This is a genomic window from Colwellia sp. C1TZA3 (assembly GCF_007954265.1).
Taxonomy (GTDB): Bacteria; Pseudomonadota; Gammaproteobacteria; order Enterobacterales; family Alteromonadaceae; genus Cognaticolwellia.
Genome location: NZ_VOLS01000029.1, coordinates 35,363 through 53,096, shown reverse-complemented (window position 1 = coordinate 53,096; position 17,734 = coordinate 35,363). Strand labels below are relative to the sequence as shown.

The window sequence follows — 17,734 nt, the reverse complement described above, 5'->3', positions numbered from 1 at the left end:
GGTCAGAAATTGCGAACCAGCAGGCCCAGTATCATTGAACCCAGAAAAGGAAAGTATAAAAAACGCACAAAAAGAAGTCGCTTAATAAAATTAGGGGAAACAGTGTCAACTATCTTGAAAAACACCGCTATCGGTTGTACCTTTTTCATTTAACAAAGGTTTATGTTGGTAAACTTTATGACCTAAAATATCACTCCAATAAATGGCTTGTTCTGCAACAGACCAAATAACAGCTTCGCCAATACGACAATGGCTTTGATGGACTAATTCGACGTTAGACATATTTATCCTTAACTTCTTATTTCACTTAAAAATTTAGTGTTTAATCTTTGTTTTAGATTGATTGCGATGAAAACTTACCATTAACACGACGCACAATGTTGTACGGATTAGCGTTCTGTAGCGCTGCAGGTAAAAGCTGTGCTGGCGTGCTTTGGTAAGCGACAACACGAGTAAATCTGTGAATTGCATCGATTCCCACACTGGTTGTAGAACCATTTGATGAAGCAGGGTAAGGACCTCCATGATGCTGCGAACCACATACTTCTACACCCGTAGGGAAGCCATTAAAGATGATTCGACCTGTATTTTGTTCTAGTAAAACAATGAGCTCTTTCACTAAGGCGTTATCTTCATCAACGGCATGTATGCTGACGGTTAAGTTACCTTCTAAACCTTGAGCTATTTGTGTAAATTGCACATCATCATCACATTCAACCACTAAGGTTGCAGGACCAAATACTTCACTTTGCAATTGTGGATTTTTCAGGAAAGCACTCGCTGTGGTTTTTAATACAACGTTAGGTGGTAATAAGGCATTGTCGGTTGTTGAAGTTAAGCTAGCCTCATCATTATTAACCCATTCAACTTCACCTGTTGCTATAAACTCTTGAATACCTTTCAAAAATGCTTGTCCAATACCTGCATTTAGCATAATACCTTTAGGGTTAGCACTCATGGTTTCGGCTAAAGTATTTACAAAGCTGTCGTTCTTTTGAATCACAATGACACCTGGAGACGTACAAAACTGTCCTGTTCCCATGCAAACAGAGCCAGCAAGTGCTTTAGCGAGTGATTCTGCTGATTGAGTAAGTACATTATTTGTAAAGAACATAGGATTTACGCTGCCCATTTCTGCAAACACAGGAATAGGTTTAGCGCGTTTAGCTGTAGCATCCATTATTGCTCTGCCACCGGTTAAAGAGCCTGTAAAACCAACTGCTTCAGTTAAAGGGTGGCAAACTAATTGAACTGATAACGGGATGGCGTTACCTTGCAATAATGAGAAAACTCCTTGTGGAAGTTCGCAACGTGAAATGGCGTTACCAATAGCATAAGCAAAAAGCTCGTTGGTTGCAGGATGTGAAGGATGACCTTTAACAATAACTGGGTTACCTGCAGCAAGTGCTGATATGGTATCGCCACCTAATGTACCGAAAGCAAAAGGAAAGTTAGACGCGCCAAATACAGCAACTGGGCCTATAGACTTAAGCATTTTACGTAAGTCTGGTTTAGGTAAAGGTGCTCGCTCAGGTTCAGCTGTATCAATACTTGCTTGTACCCAGCTGGCATTTTTTACTATTTCTGCAAAAGCTTTTATTTGACCAGTAGTACGGCCACGTTCACCTGTTAATCTTGGTAAGCCTAATCCTGTTTCTTGGTTACAAACTTCAAGTAGTTGATCACCTAAAGCTTCAATTTCTTCTGCTATCGCTATTAGAAAGTTAGCGTGATCTACAGGTGAAAGTTGATTAAATACAGGATAAGCCTGTTGCGCTGCTTCCATTGCTGAATTTATTTCACTTTCAAGACAATTATTATGCTCAGAAAGGAGTTCTTGAGTTGCTGGGTTTTGTGCTTGAAAAGCTTCTCCTTTTGGAGAAACCCAAGTGCCGGCGATATATGATTTTTGTGTTAGCTTGTACATAAATTGGATATTCCTAAATTAGGTTCAGTTAATTTTGCTTCAGTTAATGTTGCTTCAATATGGCTCAGTTATATAAGGTTTCGTTGAGCAAGATTTTTAATGAGTGCGCTAATACCAAATTCCCATGGTGAAATTTGGTCAGAAAAATGCACATTATTTTGTAGAGAGCCAAGTTTGCTCGTAGATATAACAACACAGTCGTTAATTTTGTGTGTAAAGCCCATATTAGGTTCGTCACGATCTTGAGTTGGTGTGAATAAAGTGCCCGTGAATAAAGCAAATCCATCGGGATATTGATGAGATTTTGAATAAGTTTGAGCAACAAGATCTTCTACATCACGACTGATTTGTGTCATGTCGTTAGTGGCTTCAAGTATATAACCATCTTCACCTGTAACCTTCAGGGTTACTTGTGTTGACTTAACGTCTTCAAGGGTAAATGTTTCATCAAACAAACGAATGAAAGGCCCGATAGAGCATGATGCATTATTGTCTTTAGCTTTACCTAAAAGCAGGGCGCTTCTGCCTTCAACATCACGTAAATTTACATCGTTACCTAAGGTGGCACCGACAATATTTCCTTTGTTATTTACTGCAAGTACAACTTCTGGCTCTGGGTTATTCCAACTAGAAATAGGGTGTAATCCTACTTGTGCGCCAAGGCCTACCGAAGAGAGCGATTGAGATTTAGTAAATACTTCAGCATATGGGCCGATACCTACTTCTAAATACTGAGACCACATGTTTTCTTTGATTAATACTTCTTTTAGCTCGAGCGCTTCAGGCGAACCAGGTATTAGGTTTTCAATACTCGAACCTATGGTTTCATCTATCTTAGAACGAATATTTTTAGCGACTATCGGATCGCCACCGGCTTTTTCTTCAATCACTCTTTCAATCATTGAGCAAACAAAAGTAACGCCACAGGCTTTTATTGCTTGTAAATCAAATGGAGATAAAAGGTGTAAATACGCTTGATCACTTGGGTGATTTATCGAGTTAGACAGTAAGGTTTCTACACTACCAATAATAGGGAAGTTACTCACTAATAATACTTGTTTGGTAATGCCGACATTAAGTAAATCTGAACACGTTGGCGCTAATGAAGATAAATCGTAAACGTTTGAATTGTTTATCCAAATAGGCGACGGACCACTAACATTTATCGTGCTTTCACTTACGTTAGCGGGTACCCAAGCTCTACCGATTAATGTGCCGGCGTATTGGTCTGATGGTAAATATTGATCTAATTGCATAATGTTTATCTTCTAATTGTTCAGAGTTAAGTGTTTATGAGCTTTTATTGTAAGTTTGTAGAGACTAATGATTGTGTCTTGGGAGCTTTTTAGAGATCCCTTGATACTTAGTTGCTAGCTCAATAACGGCGCCTTGTGATAAATCGCCAACGGTATCGCGGTAAATTTCTTGCCAAGGTGTTTGTGATTTAGGAGGTGAAAGTGGCATTGTTGATTTGCGACTTTCAAATTCACCTTCAGGCAACAATACGTCACAAGTTCCCTTGTTCATATTGACCCGCAGCATATCGCCTGTTTGTAAATAGGCTAAACCACCGCCAACAGAGCTCTCTGGTGAAACATGTAAAATTGAAGGACTGTCTGATGTGCCTGATTGTCGGCCATCCCCCAAAGTCGGTAAGCTAGTAATACCTTGCTTAATTAAATGATCAGGTGGCTGCATGTTGACAACTTCAGCAGAGCCTGGCCAACCAATAGGACCAGCGCCACGAATAACTAAAATACAGTGGGCATCAATATTTAAGGATGGATCGTTAATACGTTGATGATAATCCTCAGAGTCTTCAAAAATTATCGCCCGAGCATCAAAAACGCCTTCGTTATCTTTTTCTGAAAGAAAACGTTGTGTAAACTCAGGTGAAATAACACTGGTTTTCATAATGGCGAAGTCGAAAAAGTTACCTGAGAACACAGCAAAGCCAGCGTTTTTCAACATAGGTTCATCAAACGACTTAATCACTTCTCTATCGGTTTTAGGTAAGTTTTGTAAGTTTTCAGCTAATGATTTACCCGTAACGGTTAATACATTGCCATTAAGTTTATTTGCATTTAATAGTTCCCACATAATGGCAGGAACACCACCCGCTCTATGAAAACGTTCACCTAGGTATTTACCCGCCGGTTGAACATTAGCAAGCAATGGAATAGGTCGTGCAAGTTCATTCCAATCTTCAGCGGTTATTTCAACACCTGCATGTCTAGCCATTGCCATAAGGTGTGGTTGCGCATTAGTTGAACCACCTAAGGCTGAGATAACTTTCATGGCATTAATAAAGGTTTCACGTGTGAGTATTTTAGAAGGTGTTAGATCTTCATAAGCCATTTCAACAATTCGAACGCCGGTACGATAGGCCATTTGGCCTCTCTCTTTATAAGGTGCGGGTATTGCGGCACAACCTGTTAAAGACATACCTAACGCTTCAGCAACCGAGTTCATAGTTAATGCAGTTCCCATTGTATTACAGTGACCTGCAGATGGAGCTGAGTTCATAGCTAGGTTGAGGAATTCAGTTTCATCAATTTCACCGGCAGCTAAACGCTTTCTTGAGCGCCAAATAACTGTGCCTGAACCCACTAATTCACCATCGTGCCAGCCATCAAGCATTGGTCCGCCTGATAAAACAATCGCTGGAATATCAACCGTAGATGCCGCCATTAGGCTAGACGGTGTAGTTTTGTCGCAACCGGTAGTTAATACAACGGCATCAATTGGGTAGCCAAATAATATTTCGACCAAACCTAAGTAAGCTAAGTTACGGTCAAGTGCAGCAGTAGGGCGTCGACAATTTTCAAAAATAGGATGAGCCGGAAATTCTATTGGAATTCCACCTGCGGCTCTAACGCCATCTTTTACGCGTTTGGTCAGTTCAATATGAATGCGATTACACGGCGCTAAGTCGCTGCCTGATTGCGCTATGCCAATAATAGGTTTACCTGAACGTAGCTCTTCAGGCGTAATACCATAGTTCATAAATCGTTCTAAATATAAGGCGGCTAAATCAATATGTTCTTTGTTATCAAACCAATCTTGTGAACGGAAACGGTGGTTTTTATTTAATTTCATTATAAGGTTTCTTATTAGATTAATTTAAAGGTGAGGGACATATTCAAAATGATGGAAGTCTGCAAAAACGCCTTCACCACTTTGATCTGAACAATGTAAACAGACAAACGCGCCAGTAAAAAAACCTTTACCTTTTATGTAATCATCTGAGAGTTTCCAAGCATCGAAAACCACATCTAATGGTTGCCAAGTTGAGTCATCGAATGAGTATTCAAACGTTAAATTTTTACCGCGCACACAAACTTTCAACGATATATTACTGACAGAGTCAGGTATATGTATCGGTTGTTCATAGAGATAATAAGAAGCTTTGCCTCGATCCACTTGAATAATTTTAAGCGCACGAATACCTAAGCTTTCATCAAAATCAACAAAACAGTAAACCCAGTTTTTAGTGTTGTAATAACACGCAATACCTGCATTTTGTTGTTCATTAGTTGGGGTGAAAGATACGGTGGTTGTTGCTTCAAAGTCGAAATGCTGCCATCTATACCCAACTGTTGATTGAGGGAATTGTGAAATAAGCGGCTCTTGTCCGTATAACCTTAACCCTGATTTGCTTTCTGTTAGCGCTCCCATTTCTTCACAAAAAGGAACACGTAAAGTTTGCCATTCTGGGTGTAGCGTATTGCGATCAAAATTATCGATAAAACCGTCTGACGAGATTTGAGAAGTCGCTGTTGTAGACGAAAGTGTAGCAAAAGTTGGCGCTTCAACTTGTAGCTTAGTGGATGCTCCGCCAACCACATAAGGCCAACCATCACGCCATTCAATTTTGTCGATAGCGGTTTCTCTGCCTAAAGGGCAATAGCCTGAAATTTTGTTATCGGTAATTTTAATGGTATCTGGTAAAGGACGACCCACAAGAAACACCATATACCATTCGTTTGAATGGGTTTTAATCATTGAACCATGTCCTGCTTTTTGTAGAGGAGCTTCTGGTTTATCAATGGTGGTTAAAATGGTTTCATCAGGGTGTAATTCAAAGGGGCCAAACACACTTTTACTGCGTAATACCGTAACAGCATGGTCGTAAACAGTGCCACCTTCAGCGACCAATAGGTAATAGTAGCCATCAAATTTATATAAATGAGGGGCTTCAGTTAACTTACGTTCTGTTCCACCAAAGATGATTTTACGGTCGGTTGATAAGCGTTGCTCGTCATGAAAATATTCTTGGATGATAATGTTGTTATGCGGATTGCTATGATGTCTAGGTCCCCATTGTCTGTAAGTCATAAACTTTCTACCAGACTCATCATGGAATAGCGAAGGATCGAAACCGCCAAATTTTAGCTTGATTGGCTCGCTCCATGGGCCTTCAATATTTCCCGCAGTAACCAGAAAGTTGTCGCCAGATTTCCAAGGGCTATCAACACTTTTTACATTGGAATACACCAACCAAAACAAACCATCGCTATAGGTAAGGCAGGGAGCCCATACACCGCCAGAGTCAGGTATGCCGTTCATGTCTAATTGGCTAACGCGATCTAAAGGTTGGGCGATTAAGTTCCAGTCGATAAAATCTCGACTGTGATAAATGCGAACACCCGGAAACCATTCAAATGTTGAGGTAGCGATATAATAATCTTCGCCTTTATTACAGATAACAGGATCTGGATTAAAGCCTTTAATAATAGGGTTAGATATCATAATTAATGACTCATAGGAATGTAGTGTATTAAGCCATCAAAGCTACAATTGCATAAGTTAAAATAACATTGGTATTTACTCTTGTTCATATTTGATCCCATTATTTTATGCTGAATTAATTGAATATTCTATTGGTTTTGATGCGTTCAACAGAACGTAATTCAGGTGAACCACCTTGCATTCCTGAACCTGATGCAATCCACAAATAACCATCCATTTCAACAATGCCACTGCCATGTCTACCTTGTTTTAATGAGGCAACTTTCAACCATTCATGTTTTTTTAAGTTATAAAAATGTACTTCTTCATGCGCTTTATTTGGATTGGCGCTTTCGCCACCAACAACAATAAAACCGTTGTTTTTTGCAAATACAGATACACCGGCTCGAGGAACAGGCAATACTTCTTTGAACGTATCCCATTTGTTGGTTGTGGTATTAAATACATCGACTTTATCTACAACTAAATCGAAAACGTTATTTGTTTTTCCAAATGTTTTACGCCCACCAGCAACATAAATTTTATTATCTATAACGGCAGCTTGCGCATGATCTCTAGCATGTGGAGCATCAGGCAATGTAGTCCAAACTTTTGTTTTTAAATTATAACGATCAACCCATGCAACATTACCGTCTGTATGGCCATTTTTTATGCCACCAACAAGAAAAAGAGAATCACCAATAACTACGGTAGATACACTTCCTCTACGGCGTTCTTTAGGAATTTCAGGACCTTTTTCCCATTTGTTTTCGTTAGGGATAAAATAATAAATGTTAGCAACGGGTGTTTCAAAAGGGTAACCACCCGTTAATGCGCCAGCAATGATAATTTTTTTATTCCAAATAACAGGTTGAAAGTGATGCATTTCAAAGGGTGAGGCAGCAAGTGATTTCCAAGCGAGTGTTTTAGGGTTTAACACGTTAACAGGCTTAATTCCGCGCCCACCAATTAAATAACCTTGATTTTCGAAGGTGATAAACCCAGCTTCATGTCTAGCTGAAAATTCATTATTGGTTTCAATAGGATCCCAGTTGTCAGCATATACATTTGAACAGGTTATAAAACTCATTACCGCCATGAGGGAATATTTGCGTAAACAACACATAGAACGATTATTTAATAACATGTACTACTTTTCCTTGTTGAATTGATTAAAGAAACTGGCAACATCGGGGGTGTTTTTAATACCTAAAATCCAAGTAACTTCAGATAAATCTGAAAAATCGACGCCACCATTACTGATCGCTTTATTATGATATCTACCGTTGATACCGTTATATTGCGCAGAAACTTTATTTGCTTCAATCCATGTGTCAGAAGATAATAATTTTTTATTTTCAAGGGGGGTTGTTGAAAACTTTTCTTCGTTAAATCCTGATGAACCGTTGCCAGCTTTATTACCATCTGCAATTTTTATGTAGGTTGTATTTTCTTTCACGTAAAGTAGGGCGTCATGGCTAGTTTCTTTCTCATTCCATTCGCTGTGTTGAACAACAATGATGTTATTTGTAGGAACAGTAATATTTTCAGACTTTAGTGTCTCAAGTAATGTTTGCGTATAATCGCTTTGTCCCGCTTCGGCAATCCAAATGTTACCGCCCATAGTTAATGTAGCTTTGATCTTGTCTGTTGTTTGAGTAATGGATTTTTTTCGCGATTGGTGAGCATCTGTCCAATGTTCAGAAAAAACCATATTAAATAAATTATTGGCTGGCACATATAAACCCGCTTGCACGCCATAAGTGCCAGCTACAGCAAAATAGTTAAGCTCTTTGTAGGTTGGAGAACGTAAAATTAAATCTAATGCAGCAATAGTGTGAACATCATCTACGTCTGTTTTCAGATCAAAATTTAAAAGAAGTAGATCGTTTTTAATATCAAACACAGGTGCTTTGGCAATTGCGCCTAACGACAAAAGCGTTGATATCATTATCGTAAAACTTATTAGTATTTTTTTCATAGTCACTCTCAAAAGTTAGGGTTAAGCAAATGTTTTGTGTTAATGAACTTTTATTTTCTTGCTTTTTCAATTTCTTTTTTAACTATTGGGTACAAGTCATAAGTGGGGTAAAATTCGGTTGTATAAGCTTTCCAGCCATAGCGCTCTACAGATAAATTAAGTGCCGCCAGTTTGCTTGGCGGTACGCGTAAAGTTACCACTTGACCAATGCCCATCATGACCTTCCATGATTCAACTTCAACACCTTCAGGAGGGAAGTGTTTATAAAAGTTAGACTCTTTTAATAATTCTTTTATTTCAAACAGGTTTTTTGATTGGTCATGCTTTAAAAAAACAGTAATGCTTATGGCTTCATCTGTATCGGCAAATGAAGGAAAGGTGATGAGTAAAAACAGTTGCGTTATGAGTATTAATTTCAGATTTTTATAAAGTTTCAAAAGTTATTCCTTTTATGAATGTTACTGGTAACATTGGGTTTGCCAAATACTACCAATAACTTCTCATGCTAACAAGTGCCATACCAATATTTATGCTACAATTCACATACTATTTACTGCTTTTTAGAACTATCTTACTAATAAATATATGAAAAAAGTTAAAAGAACTTCACTGCAAGATATTGCAAATGCTATCGGTATAACCAAAATGACGGTAAGTCGTTATTTAAAAGATGAAAATCTTGTTGCTGAGCCGCTGCGGATAAAAATTAAAGAAACAATTGCCACACTTGGATATATTCCCAATCGCGGCCCCAGTATTTTATCTAAAGGTAAAAGCCAAGCCATTGGTGTGTTATTTCCCTCTATTTCAAATCATGTTTTTGATGAAGTATTACGTGGTATTGAGTCGGTTACGGAGCCTGCAGGCTATCAAATTATGATCGCTCATTATGCATATTCTCCTGAGCTTGAAGAAAAAAGAATTAGCTCTTTGTTAGGCTATCATGTTGATGGGCTTATACTTTCTGAAAGTGTTCATACGGGTAATACTTTACGTATGATTGATTCATCTGGTGTTCCTGTTACAGAGATTATGGATACTTGTACTCCACCTATTCAGCAAGCGGTTGGTTTTGATAATTTAGCAGCAGCTAAACAAATGACGTTAAACATGCTAGAAAAAGGTTATAAAAATATTGCTTATATTGGCGCTAAAGGAGATACACGTGATTTATTACGACAACAAGGTTACGAAGAAGCGGTTCTGTCTTATCAGTTAACGCCTTTAATTTTTCGATCACCTGAATTTTCTTCTATCCGGTTAGGATCAGAAATTTTAGATGATATTATATCTATTGTATCTAAAGTAGATGGCGTAATTTGTACGAACGACGATGTTGCTATGGGGATGTTGTTAAGTTGCAAAAAAAAGGGCATAAAAGTACCTGATGAATTAGGGATTACAGGTATGCATGGACACGATATGGGACAGCTTTATTCTCCTGCTTTGGCTAGTGTTATTACCCCAAGGTTTCTTATTGGACAAGTAGCAGCTGAACAGCTATTAGCTAGAATTGATGGCTTAGAAGAAATAGAAACTTATATAGATTTAGGTTTTACGTTAAACGATGGTGAGAGCATTTGATGTTGTACCAATCAGACTAACTAAGTGATCTTTTTAAATGGGCTAAATACCCAATAACATCGTTGCTTTCAATCCCAATAGCCAGCTATTGGTCAATCAAGCGCCTTGTTCTTGAAAATTTATCCTCATTAAAATTTGAACCATTAATTAATTTTATTGATATTATACAGTTATTGTAATTAGGCTTACATTAAGTTAATAGTAAATAATGTAAACCTAGGGTCTGTTGAACTATCGATATTACTTTTCTTGGTATTCAAAATACTCAAAGTCGGCGTGAATTTTCTGTCCTGAAAGATCTTGGCAAGCTAGTCCATAAAATGCGCCCGTAAAGTTAGGTGAATAGCCTTTTTCTGTATGCACTACATAATCGTCTGATAGAATACTACCGTCTAATTCTGGTCCTATTGCTTGCCATTTAGGTTGGGTAGATCCAATTTCTGTCGCAAAGAAAAACTGTATAACAGCCCCATTAAATTCAGCCTTTAGATAGACTTTTTTAACCTCTGATACATCGATAGCTTGGCTGATAGGGTGCGATGTTTTATTGTCATCGCAACTTAAAACGTTAATAAACTTTTTACCTGAATAAGCATCTATATCGTCACCTGAAATATACACATAATGATAATGAGTTGTATTGTAGTAACAAACTAAGCCTGCCATCTGTTGAAAATTTTCGGGTGAAAAATCAATACAGGTAGACGCTGTTGTATGGTGAGCTTGTACTCTTCTGCCGAGTAAACTTTGTTCAAAACAAGAACTAAGAGATTCACGGCCATATAAACGTAGGTGTTTTTGTCTATCTGTTTGACTTATCCATTCATTAGTCATGGGAACACGTAAACTTTGAAAGTTAATATCTAAAGTAGGGGAGTCAAACGTAATACGTTGTGTTTCAGGTTTAAATGTATGTTCAGGTAAATTTGGTGCAGGAACATGTTGGCGTGCCTCTTGAGAATCATGGTCTAAATAAAGCCAGTTATCTTCTTTCCACACAACCTTTTCTATTGCTGTTTCTCTACCTGTAATGCATCGCCCTTGTTCAGTTAACGGACGACCCGTTAGAAATACCATATACCATTCACCATTTTGGGTTTCTACTAGATCTGCATGGCCAGTTTTTTGTAAATAGTTACTTGGTGAATCTTTAGAGGTGATGATTGGATTATTAGGCGCAATCTCATAAGGACCAAATATAGATTTAGAACGCGCTAAAGATACACAATGGTTATAACTTGTGCCACCTTCCGCTGTTAGTAAATAAAAGTAACCATTCTTTTTATAAATGTGTGGGCCTTCTGTTAACCCATGTTCGCTTCCTGAAAATATATGATGAACTTTTCCTATAGGCTTCTTCAGGTAACGGTCAAATTCCTGGATGACAATACCACCAAAAAATTTACTGTTTCTGTGATCTACCATCATACTCATGTAATACGACTTACCGTTATCATCATGAAATAATGAAGGATCAAAGCCTGTCCCACTTACAAATGATGGTTTAGACCAAGGGCCTTTAATATCTGAAGAGGTAACAACATAATTAGGTGTGTCTTTCCAATCACCATTAAAGTTTTTTACTACGGTATAAGTCAGGTAAAAAACACCATCTACATGAGTTAAACAAGGTGCCCAAATACCACATGAATCAGGTACACCTTTTATATCAAGTTGTGATTCTCTATTAAGGGGTCGAGTAATTAAATTCCAATTTACTAAGTCTCTTGAATGATGGATTTGTACACCTGGGAACCATTCAAACGTTGAGGTGGCAATATAATAATCATCGCCAACTCTAATAATGCTAGGGTCAGGATTAAAGCCTTTTAAAATAGGATTAGAAATTGTATTCATAAATTACTCTTAGATTAAAATTAATCACTTACTTTGAATAAGGGTGGTAATCATAACTGGCCAAGCTTATGATTACCGGGGAAGGGGGGATATTTATTACTATTTATGTTTAAGCGTTTTTGTATCTAAGGCTTATTGCTCGCTCAAACTAAGTACAAATGACTTAGTCTTTAGTTGACGGTCAAATAATAATGGATAGTCAGATCTACCTGTCATTGGCCAATCATTCCTCCATGTTTGAGCATCACTTACGCCCCAAAAGGTTACACGTTTTATAACATCTTGATGCCTATTAAATATTGCAAACAATTCCTGATAACGCGCACCTAACTGATTTTCCACTTCAGTAGGTAGGCCGTCAGGGTAAGGATTAAATTCAGCCTGAAGGTCAAAATTAAGTGATACATCTGCGCCCATGTTATCTTCGTCAGGAAATGGAATAACTGATACATCTAATTCAGTAATTAAAACATCCATATTTAAGGCGCTATAAGCTTTGATAGAGTCTTCAATTTCGTTTAATTCAGGTGAAGTTAAAGAGTAGTGAGCTTGCATACCTACGCCATCAATACGTATACCTTTATTCTGTAAGCTTTTAACTAACTTTAAAACACCGTTACGTTTTTCTGGTTTATATAAGTTGTAATCATTGTAATAAAGTTTAGCTTTTGGAGCGGCTTTTGCTGCCATGATAAAAGCTTGCTCGATAAAGTCGTCGCCAATAATCGTAGACCATTTAGACTCTCTCAAAGAACCATCTTCATTTAATGCTTCGTTAACTACATCCCATGCATCAATTTTACCTGCATAACGACCAGCAACAGCGTTAATGTGCTCTTCCATACGCTTAAGTAATTGAGCTCTATTTAATGGTTTGCCATTTTTATCTTCAAATACCCAATCAGGTACTTGTGAATGCCACACTAATGTATGACCTGTAAAAAAGTGGTTGTTTTTGTTTGCAAACTCAACCAATGCATCGGCTGCTTCAAAATCGTAAACACCCTCAGAAGGGTGAATACGTTCCCACTTCATTGAGTTCTCAGGTGTAATGGCATTGAATTGTTGATTAACAAAAGGTAATACTTCAGTTGCTTGACCCATTATTTGCTCACGACTTAAAGCCGTACCTATTTTGTATTTATCTAAAAATAAGTCTTTTAGTGCAACAGAATTGTTTGTTGTGCTTTCATCTATTAATGCTTTTGCGCTCGAGGTATTTTCTTGAATACTATGATTTGAATTAATACACGCAGACAAAGCCATTGTAATAGCAGGGATCAGTAATATAGTTTTAATTGATTTTTTATGTGACATAGGAATTAATTTCTAATTGTGATTATGACTATTACAATTACTATAATCGTTTAAGAGGGAAACATTCAATAACTTTTAACAATAAAATGATTTTATTCATCTTACCTATTGATATTAAGAAGTTTATTTATATTTATTTAGAATTATACTATTTTCTTTTAGCCAGTGTAAAAGCTTTATTCATACAATTTATTATTAAATTAACATTGTGCGTTATCTGCTAACTATCTATTATTTGATATCAGGCTTAATAAGCGTATTATGCTTTTATGTTTTGTTATTATAAATAAAAAAGTTACCGGTAACATTGTAAGTTATTAATATTATTAATGAAAAGTCCATCTATTTTCCATGATATTATATCGATTTATTGATTTGTTAATGTGGAATATGTATCCTCATCTTAATCAAATAGTCTTTATAACTATATAGGTAGAGAAAGTGACTTTTTTACCTAACATATAACGTACTGCATCAAAATGAGTTAAGAGCCAAATTATGCACCATAGTTCATCTAATATACCAAGCACAGTGCTTGATGAAGAAAAAATACCTGAAGATTGTATTAGTAATCTCACTGTTGATAATCTTATTTTTACTTTGCACGACAGCAAGCTTAAAGTTTTGTTGGTAAAGTATAATAGGGGACTGGCTACTAATAAATGGGGGTTAATAGGACACTGGGTTAGAAGTGATGAAAACTTAGAAGATGCAGCTTTACGTGTAGTTAAAAAAACAACCAATGTCGATAATCTTTACCTTGATCAATTAGGCGCCTTTGGTGCTGTAGATAGGTATCCAGCCGATCGAATTATTACTATCGTTTTTTATTCCTTAGTTAGGCATGAAGAAACTAATTTAATTAGCGGTGAAAATGCACTTGAGTGTGAATGGTTTGATGTTTACGACTTACCTACTTTAATGTTCGATCACGCTGATATTTTAGCTGCGGGTTTAAATTACTTAAAATACAAAGTACGCCATGAACCCATTGGTTTTAACTTATTACCTGAAAAATTTACTTTGCTTGAGTTACAAGAAATTTATGAAGCAATGTTAAATAAATCGTTAGATAAACCTAATTTTAGACGAAAAATTCAAAAAATGAATTTGCTTATTAATTGTAAAGAAAAACAGAAAAAAGTTGCACATCGTGCAGCTACTTTATATAGATTCGACATTAATGTTTACGAAAAATTAAAAGAATTTGGCTTTACATTCGAGTTTTAGTTCATTTATTACTTTTCCCTTAAAGATAACATTTGTTGTCTTTTTTTTTGCTTTACTCTCTGCGGGTTCAATTCCTCGGCGCTTGCGGCGTAAAGGTTTTTGACCTTTGACTAATTTAGAACCCCCCTCTTCGCGAAGCGAATTAGAGCCTAAGCGAGAAGCCTTGGCGTGGGGTAGTTCATTTTCTCTCTTAATCATATAGCTGTTTACATTCGAATAATTTGGATATAGTATTTTGGACTATATCGATGATTAAACAATTATAAAATTATACTTGGGGTATCCATGCAAAACGAACAAAAGAAATTAACAATAAAAGAAAAGTTAGGCTACGGATTAGGGGATACGGCAAGTAATATCGTTTTTCAAATGGTCGCTAATTTCATGCTAATATTTTACACCGACGTTTACGGTTTATCTGCAGCAGCTGCGGGGACATTATTATTAGCGGTTAGGTTATTTGATGGCTTTACTGATCCAATAATGGGTGGTATTGCCGACAGAACGAGAAGTCGCTGGGGCTCTTATAGACCTTATTTACTTTTTCTTGCTGTACCTTATGCTGTTTTTGCGGTACTGGCATTCATCACGCCTGATTTTGATAGTACTGGTAAATTAATTTATGCCTATATAACTTATGGCTTATTAATGACGTGTTATACCGCGATTAATATCCCTTACGGTGCGCTAGGTGCGGTTATGGCAACCGATCCAAAAGAAAGAACATCGTTACAGTCATATCGCTTTGCGATGGCCATGGCAGCATTAGTTGTAATTGTTTGGGCTATCCCTAAGCTAGTCAAATTTTTTGGTGAAGGTAATGATCAAATAGGGTATCCATTAGCCATGGTATTTATGGGTACGTTAGCTGCGATTTGTTTCTTATTATGCTTTAAATATACGAAAGAAAAATCGGTACCTAAAATTGAACTTAGTACTGATAGTTCAATAAAGCAGCGTAAACGTGGAATTAGTAAGGCAATTTTTACTGACTTTTTGATGCTATTCAAAAATGATCAGTGGGTAATTATTGCCCTAATCAGTCTTATTACCTTAATACTTATTGGTATACGTGCATCAGTAGCACCACATTATATTAAGTATTACGTGGGTGATGAATCGCTATTATCAAGCTTTTTAACATTATCAGCTATAGGCGCAGTGTTAGGTGCCGTATCGACTAACTTCTTAACCAAATTTTTTGAGAAAAAGACCTTGTTTCAAATTGCTTTATTGGTTGTTGTGGTTTCTCATTCTTTGTTCTACTTCTTAGGTGCTGATCAAATTGTCACGATATTTATCGTTTACTTTATTGCCAACTTTGCTCACATGATAATCACGCCAATTATGTTTTCAATGGTTGCAGACACTGTAGATTACGGCACTAAAAAACTTGGTAAAACATTAACGGCTATTACATTTTCAGGGCATCTATTAGCGATTAAATTTGGTTTTGCGATTGGTGGTGCTTTAGCAGGGTGGATCCTTGCCTTTACAAGTTATGAGCCCAATGTCACGCAATCAGCAGAATCATTGTCAGGAATACTATTTGCCTTTGCAGGGGTACCTGTAATTTGTACTTTATTGTGTATTGTCGTTATATGGAAATATAAATTGACAGAGCCAGAAGTTAGAAAGATACAAAGCTCACTTGTAAAAAGTTAGTTAACGAAGTTAAGTCGGCATAAACCATTTAAGGTGATGAATTATTACGTTTTATATCGCATAAAATTAAATAATTTACTCACCACATAAGTAATAGAAATAAAGCATAGGAATATATATGACAACTAATATTCAATCGGATATTGATTTAGCAGAATCATTGAGTCACGCTGAGCAAATTCAATTAAAAGATTTAGAGCGCGCTAAATCTCTAAAGCAAAAAAGTCAGCCACTCGTCAGCCACATTTATACCGCAGATCCTTCTGCTCATGTATTCGATGGAAAAATTTATATTTATCCATCTCACGATGTAGAGTCAGAAACGAGCATTAATGATGATGGTGATCATTTTGCGATGAATGATTATCACGTTCTTTCTCTCGACCCTGAAGATTTTAGTGCTACAGACCATGGAGTATCACTTTCTGTTGCCGATGTACCTTGGGCTGATAAACAAATGTGGGCGCCTGATGCTGCTCATAAAGATGGAACTTATTATTTCTATTTTCCTGCACGAGATAAAGACGGAATTTTCCGTATTGGTGTTGCTTCGGGAACCTCTCCAACAGGGCCGTTCACTGCAGAAGAAAATTATATACAAGGTACATTTAGTATAGACCCTGCTGTTTATGAAGATGATGACGGTAGTTATTACCTTTATTTTGGTGGGTTATGGGGTGGCCAATTACAAAATTGGTACGATGGTAAATTTAATAAAGAAGACAAATACCCTGCAGATAACAAAGCTGCTTTACCGGCTAAAATGGCAAAGCTTTCTGCTAATATGCTTGAGCTAGATGAAGAACCTAAAGATATAATTATTATTGATGAAAACGGTGATTCAATAACAGTAGGTGACAATAATCGTCGATTTTTTGAAGGACCATGGGTTCATAAGTATAATGGCGTTTATTACTTTTCTTATTCTACCGGTGATACTCATAAAATAGCTTATGCAACTGGCTCTTCACCTTATGGGCCGTTTACTTATCAAGGGGTTATTTTAAACCCTGTACTAGGCTGGACCAATCATCATTCTATTACTTGCTATGAAGGAAAATGGTATTTGTTTTACCACGATAGCAGCTTGTCAGGAGGTCAAACTCATTTACGTTGTGTAAAAATGACTGAATTGATCCACGATAAAAATGGAAAAATTGAAACTATTGACGCCTACGAGTAAGGCTAAAAATTTACCTATGTAAGATATGGTCAAATAGACCTTTTCTGGTGTTGGGCTAGGCTCAATTTATTAAAACAATCATTTAATGTAGAACACTGAATTCGTTGTTTTTAGTTTAGTTATTTTAGTGTTTAAAGCATTTTTATTCTAGTTTTCAAAAAAATAATTTCATAAGTAATAGAATGTTTTTTCGCCAAAACATCTTATTGTCATATTGAATATAATGTGATAGTAATGTAATTGTCATTTTGACAATAAT

At 36.7% G+C, this 17,734-nt stretch carries 14 protein-coding genes; 4 read left to right on the top strand and 10 right to left on the bottom strand.

The features are described 5' to 3' along the window. Positions 1 to 105: 105 nt before the first annotated feature. From ESZ39_RS10220 to ESZ39_RS10185, 8 genes are all read right to left on the bottom strand, one after another. Positions 106 to 282: an SMP-30/gluconolactonase/LRE family protein gene (locus ESZ39_RS10220; RefSeq protein ID WP_146879809.1), complete on the bottom strand. Its 177-nt coding sequence runs from the start codon at positions 280 to 282 to the stop codon at positions 106 to 108. 52 nt (positions 283 to 334) lie between these two features. Further along, the gene (locus tag ESZ39_RS10215) at positions 335 to 1,927 is read right to left on the bottom strand and encodes an aldehyde dehydrogenase (NADP(+)) (RefSeq protein WP_146879808.1); all 1,593 of its coding nucleotides are present in this window, start codon (positions 1,925 to 1,927) and stop codon (positions 335 to 337) included. Between the two features lie 68 nt (positions 1,928 to 1,995). Next, complete coding sequence (locus ESZ39_RS10210; protein WP_146879807.1) at positions 1,996 to 3,183, bottom strand: fumarylacetoacetate hydrolase family protein; 1,188 nt, start codon at positions 3,181 to 3,183, stop codon at positions 1,996 to 1,998. Positions 3,184 to 3,247: 64 nt separating this feature from the next. Next, complete coding sequence (locus ESZ39_RS10205) at positions 3,248 to 5,026, bottom strand: IlvD/Edd family dehydratase (protein WP_146879806.1); 1,779 nt, start codon at positions 5,024 to 5,026, stop codon at positions 3,248 to 3,250. Between the two features lie 24 nt (positions 5,027 to 5,050). After that, on the bottom strand, positions 5,051 to 6,679 hold the full coding sequence (locus ESZ39_RS10200; RefSeq protein WP_223270339.1) for a glycoside hydrolase family 43 protein: 1,629 nt from the start codon (positions 6,677 to 6,679) through the stop codon (positions 5,051 to 5,053). 115 nt (positions 6,680 to 6,794) lie between these two features. After that, positions 6,795 to 7,805: a Kelch repeat-containing protein gene (locus ESZ39_RS10195; RefSeq protein ID WP_146879804.1), complete on the bottom strand. Its 1,011-nt coding sequence runs from the start codon at positions 7,803 to 7,805 to the stop codon at positions 6,795 to 6,797. A gap of 3 nt (positions 7,806 to 7,808) precedes the next feature. Beyond that, complete coding sequence (locus tag ESZ39_RS10190) at positions 7,809 to 8,639, bottom strand: hypothetical protein (protein ID WP_146879803.1); 831 nt, start codon at positions 8,637 to 8,639, stop codon at positions 7,809 to 7,811. A gap of 50 nt (positions 8,640 to 8,689) precedes the next feature. Next, complete coding sequence (locus ESZ39_RS10185) at positions 8,690 to 9,076, bottom strand: hypothetical protein (protein ID WP_223270338.1); 387 nt, start codon at positions 9,074 to 9,076, stop codon at positions 8,690 to 8,692. Between the two features lie 148 nt (positions 9,077 to 9,224). Between ESZ39_RS10185 and ESZ39_RS10180 the strand changes: the two genes are divergently transcribed. After that, complete coding sequence (locus ESZ39_RS10180) at positions 9,225 to 10,223, top strand: substrate-binding domain-containing protein (RefSeq protein WP_146879802.1); 999 nt, start codon at positions 9,225 to 9,227, stop codon at positions 10,221 to 10,223. A 240-nt stretch (positions 10,224 to 10,463) separates the two neighbouring features. Here the strand turns inward: ESZ39_RS10180 and ESZ39_RS10175 are convergent, their stop codons facing one another. Together ESZ39_RS10175 and ESZ39_RS10170 are read right to left on the bottom strand one after the other, a co-directional pair. Beyond that, positions 10,464 to 12,080: a glycoside hydrolase family 43 protein gene (locus ESZ39_RS10175; RefSeq protein WP_146879801.1), complete on the bottom strand. Its 1,617-nt coding sequence runs from the start codon at positions 12,078 to 12,080 to the stop codon at positions 10,464 to 10,466. 132 nt (positions 12,081 to 12,212) lie between these two features. Next, positions 12,213 to 13,397, bottom strand: coding sequence for an endo-1,4-beta-xylanase (locus ESZ39_RS10170; protein WP_223270337.1), 1,185 nt, complete (start codon positions 13,395 to 13,397; stop codon positions 12,213 to 12,215). Positions 13,398 to 13,895: 498 nt separating this feature from the next. On the opposite strand from ESZ39_RS10170, the gene ESZ39_RS10165 reads away from it, so the two are divergent. The 3 genes from ESZ39_RS10165 (at position 13,896) to ESZ39_RS10155 (ending at position 17,475) form a co-directional block, all read left to right on the top strand. Then, positions 13,896 to 14,627 (top strand): NUDIX hydrolase, encoded by a 732-nt coding sequence (locus ESZ39_RS10165; RefSeq protein WP_146879800.1) that lies wholly within the window; start codon positions 13,896 to 13,898, stop codon positions 14,625 to 14,627. Positions 14,628 to 14,912: 285 nt separating this feature from the next. After that, positions 14,913 to 16,292 (top strand): MFS transporter, encoded by a 1,380-nt coding sequence (locus ESZ39_RS10160; protein ID WP_146879799.1) that lies wholly within the window; start codon positions 14,913 to 14,915, stop codon positions 16,290 to 16,292. Between the two features lie 118 nt (positions 16,293 to 16,410). Continuing rightward, positions 16,411 to 17,475, top strand: coding sequence for a glycoside hydrolase family 43 protein (locus ESZ39_RS10155; RefSeq protein WP_146879798.1), 1,065 nt, complete (start codon positions 16,411 to 16,413; stop codon positions 17,473 to 17,475). The last annotated feature ends 259 nt before the right edge of the window (positions 17,476 to 17,734 follow it).